The sequence below is a fragment of the Salisaeta longa DSM 21114 genome (genome assembly GCF_000419585.1).
GTDB classification, from domain to species: domain Bacteria; phylum Bacteroidota; class Rhodothermia; order Rhodothermales; family Salinibacteraceae; genus Salisaeta; species Salisaeta longa.
On the sequence record NZ_ATTH01000001.1, the window covers coordinates 2672088 to 2686965 of the forward strand.

Sequence of the window (14878 nt, forward strand, 5' to 3'; positions counted from 1 at the left end):
AAGAAATGTTTCGCTTACATGTCAAGTCAAGACGCAGAAGGGCACCAAAATTTGCCAGTATTCGGTTGTATTACAAGCCAGACCTGCTGCCTGTTATACCTGCCCCCGCACGTCAATCCGTCCCGTCACCGCCGCCGAAACGAGCGCCGTGCGGTACTCCTTCAGCCGGGCGATGCCGTCACGGATCTTGTCCACCAACGCGTCGATGCGCGCGGTCTCGCGGTCGAGGTACGTGGCGATGGCGCGCTGTTCGGCGAGGGGCGGGATGGGCCACCGGAGGTTCTGGATGAAGTCGTCAGACACCCGCTTCTGACCTCCCGCTCCGTACATCGTCGATTCCCCCATTTTCCGGAAGGGGTGGGACATGGTCGTATAAAAGAGAAAACGGGCGTCAAGATTGTCTCCGGGCCGAAGCACGTGAAGCTCTGTTGTGCCGAAGCCAACTCCATTTTCGAGATCCCGTGCCAGAGCACCTTTCCCGTTTTCAAAGCACGGAGTAATCTTCGCGACGAGCACGTCCTGGTTTCGAAAGTAAGTGTACCCGCTAACAACGTCTTCCAGAGGTTTCGTTTCACTCAAATCCAAACCGCCGCCTTCCCCAACGGACTCCATCGGTACGAAAGACACCTCCGTCTCAGGGTCCCAGTCTTTGACCTCAGTCTTCGACGGCGACGTTTCCAGTAGAAATCGCAGCCGAGCAGTGGACCACGATTCTGGAATTTTCTCTAGCCACTCCACGCCCGAGTCCTGCATCTCCGCGTCGTCGTCCAGGCCCTTGGTGACGGCGTGACTGATGAGGGCAGTGCGCTTCTCCTCCAGCAGCTCGATCAGGCGCTGCTTCTTGTCGAGGAGGGCGTCGATGCGCGCGGTCTCGCGGTCGAGGTATGCGGCGATGGCGCGCTGCTCGGGGAGGGGCGGGACGGGCACTTCCGTATTCGCTATCCGGTCCTGCTCCAGGCTCTCTACTGTCGTCCCCGAATTCGTCCATTCGAGGAGGAGAACGTCATTCTTACCGCGAATGAGGTATGCCAAAAACGCAGAGTCGAGGTCTTCGGCTGGTGTCATCGCCTTCAAGTCCTGGTTCAGAGCCACCTGAACCGAGTTAATCGCAACTGGAATTGTATGCTTCAGAATGCCGGAGCGCACCACGATTAAGACGCTTCCAGGCTCTACCAAACTTGTAGAGCTCTCCTTTACTGCCTCCGGTGTGATGTGGTCTTGGGTATCCGTGATTCTGTCTGCCTTCATGTCCTTTGGGGAGACCCACGGAATGTCTCCTGACCAATACTCCTTGTTGTCCTTTGACGGCGTTCCTCCCCCCTTGAATGCCGACTGGAACTTGAGGCGAATTGTCTCCCAATGCTCCGGAATCTTCCCCAGCCAGTCCACGCCCGAATCTTTGTAGGCGTCGTAGCGGGGGAGAGGCGACACACGTGCGTCGGCGTTCGAGGCGGAGGGGCGGGCGATGTTGGGGGCGTTGCTTGCGCTCATGCGGGATGAGGGGATGTGCAATTGGGGGCGACTACTTGTCTGAAGCTGTACGGTACGTTTGGTTAGGGCTGCGGGGCGCGTCGGGGCGGGTGCGCTCCAACCGACCGTCTTTCGTCATTGGAGCCAGATAACTACTGCTGATGTGAGATGGGTTTTTGTCAAGAAGTGCCGCCACCTCCGAAGATGAAAGAGCGCGCCATGCACACAATGCATGAATCACGTCTTCCAACCTCTCACGCGAGGTTCTTTGGCCTCGTACTTCAAGGATCATCTGCCTGAGTGCGTCCGGGAGGGGGCCCCCAGATACCAACGCATCCAGCTTTTGGGTTGCGTCTTTTGGCTTTTGGGTTTCCTCCTCAAGCTTTTGGGTTTCCTCCTCAAGCTTTGAGGATTGCTCGTCAGCTTGTGTGGTTTCTCTTTCATCTTGGGTGGTTGCTTCGCCTCCAGCAGTCTGTTCGTTATCGAAAAGATCCGGCTGGACTTGACTTGGAGGGGCGAGCAATCGGTCGGTGGGTTCGTAGTAGGTTTGGTTACCTCCAGTAATCCGATCATCCTCACCTGTCTGTTTGAGCTCTTCAACCAGCGCACCAACGTCTATGCTCATGCTGTCACCTCCGTCAGCATGTCCACGATGTCGCTTTCGATGGCGCGGATGTCCGCCTCGATCTCTGCGAGCGGGCGCGGCGGCTCGTATTCGTAGAAGTAGCGGTTGAAGTTGATCTCATAGCCAACGCGCCCGACGCGTCCGTCTTGCTCGTCGGTGTAGTCTTCGTCGATGTAGGCGTCGGGCACGTGCGGTTTTACCTCGCGCTCGAAATACGCAAACACGTCCTCGCTCAGCGGCACGTTTTCGTAGTCGCGCAGGTCGGTGTCGGATTCGAGGCGGCCCTTGGTGTCGCGGACCGGATCGGCGTCGGGGTCTTTCGCGGAGAGGGCATCGAGGATGTCGGTGCGCACGGGCTTCCGCACCTTGATGCCTTCGTCCTTGAGCCGCTGTTTCAGCCTGTCGCGGAAGTCGGCGTAGTTGGTGTGCTTCTCCGCTGGCATCGTCTTCAGAAGGGCCACGATCTGCTTTTGGGTGCGCTCGCCTTCGTCGATCGCCCGCTGCCGTGCCTCGGGGTCCTTCTTCTTGCTCTCGGCCAGGCGCTTGAAGTAGCGCTGCTCCCACACCTGCTCAATGCGCTCGTCGCTGGGCACGATGTTGAGGCGCAGCGGACGCTCGACGCGGATCTTACGGTAGCCGAAGTCCTCGGTATTGAAGACGCGGACGCGGTCGTCGTTGTCGTCCATCGTGTTGTAGAGCGACAAGATCTCGGCCACTTGGTCCGGGTCGCCGTTCGCGCCCTCGCCGATGTAGCGGCGCTTGTCGCCGAGGCTTTTGCGCATCGGCTGCCACATGTCGGAAGCGTCGATGAGCTGCACGGTGCCGCGACGCGCCGCCTCCTTCACGTTCGTGAGGACCCACACGTAGGTGGCGATGCCGGTGTTGTAGAACAGCTGCTCCGGAAGCTGGATGATCGCTTCAACCCAATCGTTTTCGAGCAGCCACCGGCGAATTTCGCTCTCGCCGCTTCCGGCATCCCCCGTGAAGAGGGGCGAGCCGTTCATGATAATCGAGATGCGCCCGCCGCCCTCGCTCGGCGGCTTCATGTGGGCGATCATATGCTGCAGAAAGAGCAGTTGCCCATCCGAGATGCGCGGCGTTCCGGCCTCGAAGCGCCCGGAGGCCCCGCGCTCCGCTTCATCCGTCACATCCTTCTTGTCACGCTTCCAGTCCTTACCGTACGGCGGATTGGCGAGCTGGAAGTCGAACCGCTGCCCGGCATGCTTGTCTTTTGAGAGCGTGGAGCCGAACGCGATCCGGTCGGCGTCGCGGCCATCCTCGGTCTTCAGGTAAAGATCCGACTTGCAGACCGCATACGTTTCGGGGTTCACCTCTTGTCCGTACAGGTAGATGTCGGCGTCAGCGTTCATCTCGAAGATGCGGTCGCGGGCCGCCGTCAGCATCCCGCCGGTCCCGCAGCACGGATCGCAGATCCGGAAGACGCGCCCGGCCTCGCCCAGCACATCGGTTTTGCCCGCCAGCACCAATTCGGTCATCAGGCGCACGACCTCGCGCGGCGTAAAGTGCTCCCCGGGATTCTCGTCCAGCGCCTCGTTGAACTTGCGGATCAGTTCCTCGAAGACGAGGCCCATCTGCTCGTTCGACACCGTATCCGGATGCAGGTCGGCATTCTTGAACCGCTCCATGACCTGGAAGAGCAGCCCAGCCTGCGCCAGTTTGTCGATCGTATTGCGGAAGTCGAACTTGTCGATTACGTCCCGCATGTTTGGCGAGAAGCCTGCAATGTAGGCCTTCAGGTTGTCCGCGAGCTGCGCCGGATCCTCCTGCAGCAGCCGCTCGAAGGTGTAGTTCGACGTATTGTAGAAAGCGTATCCGGCCTTCTTGCGGAGCAGGCCGTCCAGGTTATCCAGGTCGTCCTTGTAGGTGTGATACGCCTGCAGCACGTCCTCCTTTGTCGGTTGCAGCACGCTGTCAATGCGTCGAAGGACGGTGAAGGGCAGAATGACGTCCTGGTATTTGCCGCGCTTGAAGGAGTCGCGGATCAGGTTGGCGGTTCCCCAAAGAAAGGAGACGATCTCGTTGTGGGTCTGCATACAGGGAGACGAGGGGGCATGAGACGAAGCGCAGCGGACGGCGTATAATGTACAATGCTTGTGGCGTAATACCAAGCGCCGAGGATCGTCATGCAGCCGTTCGTGAAGAGCTTCCAACGTCACAGTAGGCCCAACCCGCCGGTCGTTCTCTCATCTGCGAGAAAAGCCAATTTCGAGGGGAGGGCCGTGTCGAGTGGGTCGCGGTTCAGCCGGGTGGCTCCAACAGATTGTAGTTGATAGGGCAATAGGTGTCAACGGTCTTTGTCTTATTTCGTCTTACGCATCGTTGCATTTGTATTTCTTAACGCCAATGTTAAAAAAAATGGCAAGCGCTTCTTCTGTAGTCATCTTGTAGCGTACCCTAGCAACGTCGCAAGGCTTAACGTAGCATGACCCATCCGGACTTCAAAAATTTCCTGCGTCTGGCGCACGACTATCTTCACGTGCTACAAGCCGTGCATGATGCGCCACACGGCATGCGAGAGGCCGACATTCGTGCACATGTACGCGATGAGCTTGCGGGAGCATCTGCGGCTCCTGCGCCCTCTTACGTTTTTCAGCAGTTGCGCACCCATCGGCTCATCCAGCCGCTGCCGGAGAAATCGGCCTTCTACGAGCTCACGCCGCTCATTCAGAAGCCCTTGCGCAACTTCCAGCATGAGCAATCACTGATTACGCCCAAGGTGATTCGTGCGCACCTGGAGCAAATTGGCACGGACCGGAGCCGTCTCCTTCAGTGTGGTAAACAAGCGTCGCAAGAGGGGGCCAACCGAGCATTAGAACGGATCAACACTGAATTGGAAGAGATCCGCATGCGCTCCCAAACAAACCGTGAGGCTATTCTCCACCGGGTGACAACGTTGCGGGCGGCAACGTCTGATACGAGCATTCAGGAACGCTTCGCTGCCGTTCTGGAAATGATGGAGGACCATATTCGGCCGCTCGAGGAAATCGTTCGTACAAATGGGCTTGCCGAAACGCACTTTGCACGCCTAAGAAAGACCCTTGAGCGCGTTCAGCGTGCATTTGATAGTGCACCTGCCGTACAACGCGAACTGAAATCTACCAGCGCCCGCCTCCGTCGCGTACGCCGCGATGTTCTCCGTAATTTCGAGGCAGCCCGGAAAGAAGTGCTGCCCCTGTTCGATGAACAACGGCGCGATTCTATGCTTGTGCGTGGTGCGTCTCAGTTGCTGAAAACGGTGCATCATGAAGGTCCTGATGCGCTGCAGCTTCCCAAGCAAATCCGACTGCTTCGGTTCAACATACGAACGGTCTTGGACGACGATGCCATGCGGGGTTTTCTCTTGGATATGCGCGCTTACACGCCCGCACCTCCCGCGCCGATTTCCCAACCGTCAGCCCATAATCTCCCAGTAGATGTTCCCAACCGCAACCACGTACTTGCACGCACGCGGCAATCCTCTCCCATTCACGACGTAATGGCTTGGCTTGTGCAGCGCTACGCAGCGGCCCCCACGCGTCATCTCTTGGCTGCCTACCGGTATGTGCTAGAGGCTCCAGATCTGCACGTCTCTTTTCGTGGGCCGCCCCGCAGTTACACGCACGGCGACTACGTGCTCACAGCCACCCCCGCCTGTGTTCGCGTAAACGCTTCTCCTAAAACGTCATCTTTCATTGCCTTGTCATGACTGACCTTCCGCATCTCTCCGAGATCTTCAGCCAACTTCGTCGAGGCTACCATTACACCCCTGCTGATGGAGAAGTCTTTCGGATCCTTTGGCAGCGGTTTGATGCGTACAAGGCGGCGTTTGAGGCATTTGGTATGGACCTGCGGAAGCACCGTGAACGCACGGTCTACCTTTTTGCTGGCTCCTCGCAAAATCCAGGCAAGAAAGCGCGAGCCATGGGATTGTTTGTGCTAGTTTTGGTCGAATGGATGAGCAACGAGTATCCGACGATCGTGCCGGACTTCTTCGACACCTGGTGGCACGTTGATGATCTTCCCCATCTTGCGTCCGAACGTTACGCCACGTACATGGAACAGGTGGGTGTGACGAATACCGCCGACCTTAATAGCGTCATCGGGTCGCTTACGAGGTACGGCTTTGCCGAGACCCGCGCCGATGGGGCCTTTCAGTTTCGAACTGCAGCCCACCGCTTTCTGGATCTATGTATAGAGGCTGTTGAAATGACTCCAGATGCGGAGCCCAATGAGACCGAACCTGACGGTCCTTCCGCTCCTCGCCCCCCCGATTCGTAAACACCGGGCGTGCATGTTCGTCCCCTCCCCTTAATCCATTCACTTATGGCCATCCTCGGACCCACGCGCCTCGTTCTTATCTGCTCCGGTACGTTTGACTTTGCCGACGTAGACCTGACCCGCCCGTTGCATTTGGTAGGACCAAACAACGTTGGCAAAACCACACTGGTGAATCTGCTTCAGCTGTTGTACGTCGACAGCTTCAGTCATATGTCGTTTGCGGGATACAGCCTCCGCGAAACGCGGCGCTACTACTTTCCAGAGCGACACAGCTACGTGCTTTTCGAGTGCCAGACCCCCGAGGGTTTGCAAGTCTTTGGCGTACATGGAACGGGTCCTACCGACCGCTACAACGTGCAGCGCTTTGCCTATAAAGGCTCATGGAATCGTAGCGACTTCTTGACCGAAAACAATGCGCCGCGCCCCATCGACGAGGTAAAGCCCGAACTGGCGTTGAAGAACTTTCGGCTCCTAGAAGCGCGTCATCTGCGGGCGGCGCTAACAGGTATCGGCAACAGCAAAACGGTACGTCTTGGGCTCGTTCCTGTACAAAGCCACCGTGGCTACAACCGATTCCTCGACCTGTTTAAGGGCTTGATCCGGCTCCGGCATCTGGACCAAAAGACGCTCAGGTCTACGCTCTGCAAAACGTACGCCGACGAACTGGGCACCGTGTCGTTGGATTTGAAGAAGGAATATGCGGGCCAGTTTAACAGAATGCAGGACCAGCGGGACGTGGTGCGGAAGTTGGAACGCATTGAAGACGACATCAAACAGGTGCTGTCGCTTTACGAGCAACGGCAAACGCTTCGCACCGATGCCGTGCACGCATGGAGCTGCTTAACCTCTGCAATTGCAGATGCACAAACCAAGCTGAACGACGAAGCTGCAGATGTAAAACAGGCGATTCAAAATGATGAGCATGCGCGAAACCACCTTCAGAAAGAGCGGCACATGCTGGATGAAAAGCGCGACGCCTTGCTCAGCGTGCGTGGCAAGGTAGAGAGCGAGTTGGAGCGTATGCAGGCGGCTGCTGATGCCACAGCAGCCCACGATGTCGACACAATCGAGCACATGCTCAATCGCAACCGGCAGAAACAAATCTCCCTACGGGCGAAGGTGCAATCCATCGACGCCCATGATCCGAAGCGGATTCGCACACAGCTGCGACAAGTGACATCGGGCTTGGAGCAATCTCAGCGCCGGTTGGCGAATCTCAAGGATGCGGTAGGTCCAATGCTTCGAAAGGAACTGGGAGCGGAGCGCCTCGACCGGCTGTTTCGTGTGCTGAATCCCCAATTGTTGGACATGCACCGAGGCAGTCCCCATCTGCATTTGACCGATGTGGATGCCCTGCTGGACCGTCTTAGGCGTTTGGATGACGCGTTGTCCGACGATTGTTTGAGGGCACCGTGGGGAACGTTGTCGCTAGATGGGCTTGCCGCTCCTCCGCTGGACGAATACATCGATCCCGAGCGCATACGCACGAACATCGAAAACAGCAAGCAGCACAAAAACCGCCTGCAGCAACAGCTGCGCATTGCGGAGAACCGGAGCACGTTAGAAGCCCAAGCAGAAGAGCTGCAGAACACCATCGACGCATTGCAGGAGAGGCTGCGCCAACATCGCGAAGCCCAAGTTGCAGCTTCAAAGATAACCGAGCTTCGCTCTCGGAAGGAAGACACAGAGGCAAAAATTCGCTCCGTTACCCAAGAGCGTGACGCCATCCGAGACGACATTTGGACGCACGACGAACACATTCGAGCAGCCCGTGCTCAGCAACAAAAGATTCAGAAAGTCCAGCGTGCACTACAGGCAGCGCAAAAAGAGGTGCAGGCGCCGCCCTCTGCGTGGGATACGTCAAACGAGACAGCCCCGGTAGAAGCCCCCGCGCAGCATTTATCGGACAACAATGGCGTCTCTCCCGAGGACTTGCTTTCCGATTGTCGTTCAGCAACCAGTCGGTACAACAGAATCATGGACGAAGAACAGCGAACCGACAAGCAACTGGAGGGCATGCTCCGCCGCATTCATCGCCAAACCACGTCGCAGTATGAGCGTGACACGCTGCAAGAAACCCTCGATGCGCTCCAGGAAGAACTGGACGGGCTGGCACAACGCCGCACGGCGACTGAGCGGATGTGGCAACAATTGATGACGGGCATTGGGCGAAAGCTGAACGACCTATTGGAGAGCCTCGACGCGCTCGAAGCCAAAGTCGATGCCATTAACCGACGGCTACGGGGCACGTCGATATCCGACCTCAAGCAACTGAAACTGGTAATTGCTCCTGACAACGATGTTGTTCGCTTGCTGAAACGCATGGCCGAGCAGGACGCCATGCCCCTATTTAGCAATGCTAAGGCGCATGCCGATGATGTAAAACGGTTGGATGCAATGCTTCGGGAACACCCGCGTATTCATCTCACCGAGTTATTCGATGTGGCCTTTGAAGTCACAACCGCTGACGGAACCGTTAAATCTTATGACGGCCTTCGGGCAATTGAGTCTAATGGCACAAGCATCAGCATCAAAGTGTTAGTATACCTGGTGTTGATTAACGACCTGCTCAATGACGAACGGTGCACGATCCCCTTCTATCTGGACGAGGCCTCCAGTTTAGACGATCGAAATCTCGCGGGCATCGTGCGAGCAGCACAGCGGATGGACTTCGTCCCGATCTTGGCAAGTCCAACAGAGTCGACGGCCGTGGAGCACTTGTACTACTTGCGTTCTACCGACGACCGGGTGTACCTCAGTCAAGACCAGCGTGTCCGCCTGCAGCCTGCATCTGACGCCGATGTGGACGCGGACACGTTTCCTGCGTAACATGCACTGCTCTTTTCTCCCAATCGATGATACCATGCGATGGCCGATGGATTGCTCAAAACGTTAGCATCTTTGCTCGATGATGGTGCAGTGCCCTGGAGTGCCATAAGCCAAAAACAACGACGCGTGTTGCAGCCGTTACTGGATGCTAGCGTTCTTGCGCGTGAGCGCTCGGGCGCAGGAGAGCGGCTCATCGTGGAGAATCGAGAAGTGCTGCGGCGCTTTGCTGTACAAAGGTATCCCAGCGGACTTTCCGAGGCTATAGCAGCTGATCAGCATAGAGCGGCTTTGTCCCCTGTAGACGGCGTGCAGCATTTTCGGGATGCTAAGCGAGGGGCGCAACAGGCCGACGTACTGTTGATTCGGGGAGGTCCTGACAGTTCTATTCGGTGCGATGGCGTCGAGATACCTGTGGGCCAGTTGACGGCAACAGCGGGGGCGGCGGCGGTCGTGTTAACGACACATCGCCGTGTATCTGTTGAAGGCACCCTTGCGATTATTGAAAATCAAACCGCCTTTCTGCACGCTGAGGATTTAGGCGTCACGTTTGACGTGGCGCTGTATGGCCGCGGACGCCTGTCGGGCCGCGTGATTGAATGGCTCGCAAGCCCTGCCATGCAACAAGCAGAGCTGCTCCACTGCCCCGATTACGACCCGGTGGGGGTGCAAGAATATCAAAAACTATGGGCGCGCTGCGGCTCGCGCGTCCAGTTGTATTGCCCTTCTGATCTGGAAGACCTGCTACAACGATACGGCAAGCGGTCCCTCTATCGTGACAATCGCGCACTTCTTTCTTCGATGGACGACGCACCGCCAAGAGCAAAGACGGTCGCACATTTGCTAATGCACTACGGGTGCGGCCTGGAACAGGAAGTTCTGATCAAACAAGGCCGAGGGCAATGGTAATGATACACAGAATGTGTTGTGACGCCCTTTAGCTTTGAGCCACCTCACAATTTCTTACTGAGAAGAGCCGTAACCGTATAATTCCTTTACCAATCTCACGCCCTGGAAAACAGCCGTGGCGTGCCTGCTTAACGGGTCTCCGATGCGCTTTTTTCCGACTGCCACGCCTTCCACTGATCGACAAGGACCGCTTTTGCATCACCGGCCAGTTCTTTGCCCTCGGTGCGCAGAATCTCCCAGCCCCTCGCAACGGATTCCACGATAGTGGCGCGCGTTTGGATTGGCAAAACCGTGCGGTGCGTCTCCTCTACCACTGTTGGAGCGGGCAATCCCTTGCGCGCCTCCTGCGGCAGCCAGCCCATCCCCGTTCGATACAACGTGGGAAAATAGAAAAATGTCGCCCCCACCAGTGCGAGAATGACCGCCCACCGCACCACCCGCCGCACGGCGCGCACAACCATTCGGACCGTCTTGCTGATGCCCCTCCAAACAGCCCCCACAATGGATTGCACCGTTTGGCGAATTGCTTGAAGCGCACGCCCCAAACGGCTGCTTACAGATCGTAGCGAAGCTCCTATACGCGTGCCAATGGACGGCCCCCGTGGGGCTGATGAAGGCTTTGGAGTCGACCTTGCCGTCGAAGCGGTGCTACGCTGCTGGATCTTCTGTTCAAGCTCTTTGATGTGGTTCTCCAAGTGCGCTACAGACGTAGACGAACGTGCTTCAGTACGTTCATCTTCTACTTTTGCCAAGCGGTCGCGGAGCAGCTCTAGCTCTTCGCGAACGGCCTCGTGGCTTCGTTCTTCCTTGGGATTGGGAAGCTGAAATGAGGATGGGCGAGATGCCTGCGGGTACAGGCGCTCATGGACCCAACGGGCTGCCGTCCATGCGTTACGCAGTTGGCGTTGCGCTCGCTGGTCGCTCCCTTCATTGTTGTGGCTTGCGTCGTTCCCCCGCATTCGGATCTGATGCATGCAGGTTACAATGGGCTCGGGCATGATGCCGGCTTCCTGCAACTTGACAAGCCGGTCATGCTGCGTCATTCCTTCTACTGCAAGGTTCTCAAACTGCATGAAGCGTTTGGTAAGCACCTCCCCGAAGGTGCGCAGCTCGCGCAGACAGGTGGTGGGGGAGCGATGCACGAGATCTTCGGCTATACGTGCCAGCTGGTAGAGATCCGGCTCTTGGTCTTCTAAAAAAGAAAAGGATGATGACATGACATTCCTAGCGAGCTTTTGGCCTATTGGATGACGTTATAGTATTGAGTGAGCGCGAGAGAGTAGTAAAACTCCCGGATTTATCCGAAAGATACACAGACTCTCTCGCCAGCCACAACGGAACAATTAGCTTGCTTCGAGATGCCATTTGATGTCGCACCGATAACCAAGGGCGGCGCTTTTTGAGTAAGACAAACGTATTGAGTAAGACAAACGTACCGTCGGGCTGACGGGAGCACCATGCACAGAAATTTCTGCGTATTGTGCTAATGTCTGCGGAGGACACGTAAGACTTCGGCCGGTCTCTGCCATGAAGCAATCGCTTCAGAGGTAAGCGAATGATCGAAGCAGGTCCATTGAAACAGAAAGTCTATCTCGCAAGAGAGAATCCCCCGCGCTTTGGCCGGGGGAGAAGTCAATTGCTTCCATTACGCGCCTCCTGTACCGCACGGTAGATCCACTCAAACGCCGAGTTCGGACTGGTCTTACTGATCTTCATTCCGTTGGAGGCGCGCCGTAGCTCTTGGGCGCTTTGGGAAATATCGGTGGCGCTGCTTGATAAGGCACCGGCGCTGCTTGCCAAGGTGTCGGAGCTGGCGTCTACGCGTTCCTTGAGCTGTGCGATAATCTCGGCCAGTTGTTCGCTGTTGGCCATTTGCAGTGCCTCGGCTACAGCGCGCAACTCGGCCTGCACGGCGTCGCTCTGCTCAGCAAGCAGTTCAATCTCCTTCTCCAGAATTTCCTCATTGCGCGATTGTTGTCCCTCCATCGCGTCGAAGCTCGCGCGCGCCAGGGTCCGGATCTCCTCGGTCTGGCGCTTGAGGTCGTTCTCAACAGCTCGAAAACTTTTAATGAGCGCATCGCGGTCGTTGGCGCTGGCCGTAATGGACTCGCCCACCACCCCCATGTGCTCGCGGATGGTTTCGTTTAGGTCGTGGTTCATCTGGCTGATTGGGTTTGCCAGCGTGTGGCTTGCCCCTTTAATTGCAGAGGTTGCATTGTCAACGCTTTCGGTGTACTCCTTCAGATAGGTGATGAGGTCGTTGAGTTGCGCATACTGGTTTTGGAAGGAGCCAAAGTCTTGCATCATTTTATTAATCTCGGTGGCTAGCTCGCCCAGGGAGGCATTCATGCCCTCTGTCATGCCTTCCACCGAGTGATTCAGTTTGTTCAGCAGGCCGCTGGTTTCATCAATCAGGTCGCCAATGGACAGGTTGGGTGCCTGCATCAGTTGCAGCTTCGAGAGTCCTGGCACTACCTCCAGTTGTATCGTCCGGTCGAGCGTGTCGAAGGTCTTTTGCATCCAGCGGTCGAGCACGCCAATAGCAACGAGAAAGAGAATCATGGCGGCCAGCCCCCAGATGCTGCTGTCAAATGCCCCTCCAATATCGGCCATGATATTGCCCATGTCGCTCAGAAAGACATCGGCCGCTACCTGGTTTTTTGCCGCCGAGGCTCCAATTTGGCGGACGATGCTGTTAAGCTTAATCATGGTACCCAGCAATCCGAACAAGACGAACAGCCCGGCCATGTTGCGGGCGGCGGTGAGGCGTTCGTCGTAAGCCGCGTACGCCGGCAACCGCTCCAGCTCGAACCGCCGGAAGTCGGCATGTGGGTACTTGGTGCGCAGCTGCTCAACCGCCTGCTGCACGATGCGACTCGAAAATGAGCTCTCCAGTGTGCGAGAAAGCAGACTTCGTTCCGTGGGGTCGTCTTTAGCGGACGGTGGACGATCATCGTCTGCCTCGGAGAAGGCGCGGCCTTCGGCATAAGATGCTTCCTCGTTGGGAGCCTCCTCGTTAAGAGACTCATCGCCGGGAGACTCATCGGAGGCCATGCCGGCCTCTTCCTTCGTTGTACCGTTGGGGGCAGCCCTGCGCTTCTTTTCCTTGCGCACTTCTTTTTGGATCCGTCGCTCCAACGTTTCTACCGCGTCGCCCGGCGCGCTGATCGTCACGCGCCACAGCAGCGGCCCAAAGTACAATCCGGCATATAGCAGGAGATATCCAACGATTGGGACGAGATACCACGGAATACCAAGCATGCCAACTGCTGTTGAACGAAATGAAACGAGAACTAAAGAAGGGGCTGCGCTACGATACGCGGCCTTTTTGCGCTAGGACGAACCGACCATTCTTTCGCTTCAAAACAGCCGGCGTTGCGCTGGATATAGCCGACGGGGGCATGTTTTCGCCCCCAAAACAGGGCGCAAGCTCTGAAAAGCGTCCGCGAGAAGGCTGCGGAAGCAGCAAGTACTCGCCGCGAATCTCCACGAGCCAGTGCTCAACCGGGTCGCTGGCATTCTTGGTAAACAAGATACCCGAAGCATTTTTCTCACGGAAGATCCGCCGAAATTGAACGTCTGATGCGATAGCCTCCACCTTGTTTTTGAAGACATAATATCTGTCAACCATCGTGGCGGGCTGGCTCGTGCACCAGGTAGTAAAAACGTCGCCCACTTTTTCCTGAGGGGTTTGCTTCGGAGGCGCCGTTGGAGCAGCGGCCGCCGACGAGGCCGCCGTCCCAGTGGAGGTGGCGGGATCGTTGTCACCCTCCAGCGCTGCTATTTTATCTTCGAGGGTTTGCTTCTCTTGCTTGAGCCGTTTGTTTTCTTGTCGCAGCGCGTCCAGTTCGTCCTGAAGCGGGGCCCGCGCATCAGGTGCAGGAGACGCGGAGTCGGAGGCCGTAGCTTCTCCGCCCGGCGTCTTCAGGCGTATGCTGTCAACCCGCTTACCCCTAGGCTCTGTTGGATCTCCTACGTTGTGTGTCTTTCGATTGCTTTCCTGATAGTTCTCGGCTTCTTTCACCTTCGCATGGTGTTTTTCGGGAGGCCCCGGGTGCCCCGCGCGCCTGCGCCAAACCAACCACAAGGCCACGCCGCCTACGGCTACAATGCCAAGGACTCCCCACAGCCAGAGCCCCCACCCGCCGTCTTTCGGTCCTGAACCCCCAGGCTTGTCCTTTTGCTTCCCATCGTCCTCGGGTGATGAGTCACCCATGGCTTGACTGAATGCCCCATCCATCTGCTCGCGCGCATCCTTTGGCACGGGGTGCATAGTCATCTTGCCGCTCTTGACTAAATCAAAGCCAGCTACCCTGCTCTCGCCCTCTGATCCGTATACGGTGCTTTCGTACAGCACACCATCCGGCGTTTCAGCCAAGAGGTAGTAGATTTCCTTTTTTTGGTATTTGTCCTTGGTTTCCCCTTGTGCGTCCAACGTGTCGCGCACAGCTCCCAGCGAGTCTTTGCCTGCCTTAACAAGCGCACTCTTTAGCGCCGTGCGCGGCTTCGCTTCGCGATACACCTCCGCAAGCGTTTGTGCTTTGCTGCCTTTGCGCTGCAGCACGAGCACGACCGTACCTTTTGGCAGCGTATTTGACGAATCAGGGGTCTCGTAGAGCAGTTTTAGCTTAACCTCGGCCGGTGGCGCCCCCCCGAGGGCCGCGAGCCCCACAAGCGCCAGGAGCGCGCAAACAAGACGATATGGGCTGTGGGGCTGTGGGCGTCGGGCGGAAGCAATCATGAGGAGCAGGCAAGGAAAGTGAGCAGACC

General features: G+C 57.2%; 10 protein-coding genes. 4 read left to right on the plus strand and 6 right to left on the minus strand.

All coding sequences use genetic code 11. From position 1 onward, the window contains the following. Positions 1 to 93 precede the first annotated feature (93 nt). From SALLO_RS16775 to SALLO_RS0111215, 3 genes are read right to left on the minus strand one after another with little or no spacing between them, the layout of a single operon-like run. On the minus strand, positions 94 to 1491 hold the full coding sequence (locus SALLO_RS16775) for a restriction endonuclease subunit S (protein ID WP_022836396.1): 1398 nt from the start codon (positions 1489 to 1491) through the stop codon (positions 94 to 96). A 31-nt stretch (positions 1492 to 1522) separates the two neighbouring features. After that, complete coding sequence (locus tag SALLO_RS0111210) at positions 1523 to 2095, minus strand: Fic family protein (RefSeq protein ID WP_022836397.1); 573 nt, start codon at positions 2093 to 2095, stop codon at positions 1523 to 1525. Beyond that, positions 2092 to 4149, minus strand: a complete 2058-nt coding sequence (locus SALLO_RS0111215; protein WP_022836398.1) for a type I restriction-modification system subunit M — start codon at positions 4147 to 4149, stop codon at positions 2092 to 2094. Before SALLO_RS0111215 ends, SALLO_RS0111210 begins: the two co-directional genes overlap by 4 nt. Positions 4150 to 4538: 389 nt before the next feature. Here SALLO_RS0111215 and SALLO_RS18480 point away from each other — a divergent pair, with 389 nt between their 5' ends. The 4 genes from SALLO_RS18480 to SALLO_RS0111245 are packed head-to-tail and all read left to right on the plus strand — an operon-like array spanning position 4539 to position 10108. Then, positions 4539 to 5801 (plus strand): hypothetical protein, encoded by a 1263-nt coding sequence (locus SALLO_RS18480; protein WP_157621413.1) that lies wholly within the window; start codon positions 4539 to 4541, stop codon positions 5799 to 5801. Next, positions 5798 to 6373, plus strand: a complete 576-nt coding sequence (locus SALLO_RS0111230) for a condensin complex protein MksE (RefSeq protein ID WP_022836401.1) — start codon at positions 5798 to 5800, stop codon at positions 6371 to 6373. Before SALLO_RS18480 ends, SALLO_RS0111230 begins: the two co-directional genes overlap by 4 nt. Before the next feature lie 45 nt (positions 6374 to 6418). After that, the gene (locus SALLO_RS0111235) at positions 6419 to 9202 is read left to right on the plus strand and encodes a hypothetical protein (protein WP_022836402.1); all 2784 of its coding nucleotides are present in this window, start codon (positions 6419 to 6421) and stop codon (positions 9200 to 9202) included. A gap of 39 nt (positions 9203 to 9241) precedes the next feature. Continuing rightward, positions 9242 to 10108, plus strand: a complete 867-nt coding sequence (locus SALLO_RS0111245) for a hypothetical protein (RefSeq protein WP_022836403.1) — start codon at positions 9242 to 9244, stop codon at positions 10106 to 10108. A 128-nt stretch (positions 10109 to 10236) separates the two neighbouring features. On the opposite strand, the gene SALLO_RS18485 is transcribed toward SALLO_RS0111245, so the two are convergent. The 3 genes from SALLO_RS18485 to SALLO_RS0111265 all read right to left on the minus strand — a co-directional run bounded on the left by SALLO_RS18485 (position 10237) and on the right by SALLO_RS0111265 (position 14849). Next, the gene (locus SALLO_RS18485; RefSeq protein WP_157621415.1) at positions 10237 to 11325 is read right to left on the minus strand and encodes a DUF4145 domain-containing protein; all 1089 of its coding nucleotides are present in this window, start codon (positions 11323 to 11325) and stop codon (positions 10237 to 10239) included. A 415-nt stretch (positions 11326 to 11740) separates the two neighbouring features. Beyond that, complete coding sequence (locus SALLO_RS0111260; RefSeq protein WP_040605768.1) at positions 11741 to 13369, minus strand: MotA/TolQ/ExbB proton channel family protein; 1629 nt, start codon at positions 13367 to 13369, stop codon at positions 11741 to 11743. A 49-nt stretch (positions 13370 to 13418) separates the two neighbouring features. Next, the gene (locus SALLO_RS0111265; protein ID WP_022836407.1) at positions 13419 to 14849 is read right to left on the minus strand and encodes a cell division protein ZapB; all 1431 of its coding nucleotides are present in this window, start codon (positions 14847 to 14849) and stop codon (positions 13419 to 13421) included. Between the last annotated feature and the right edge of the window lie 29 nt (positions 14850 to 14878).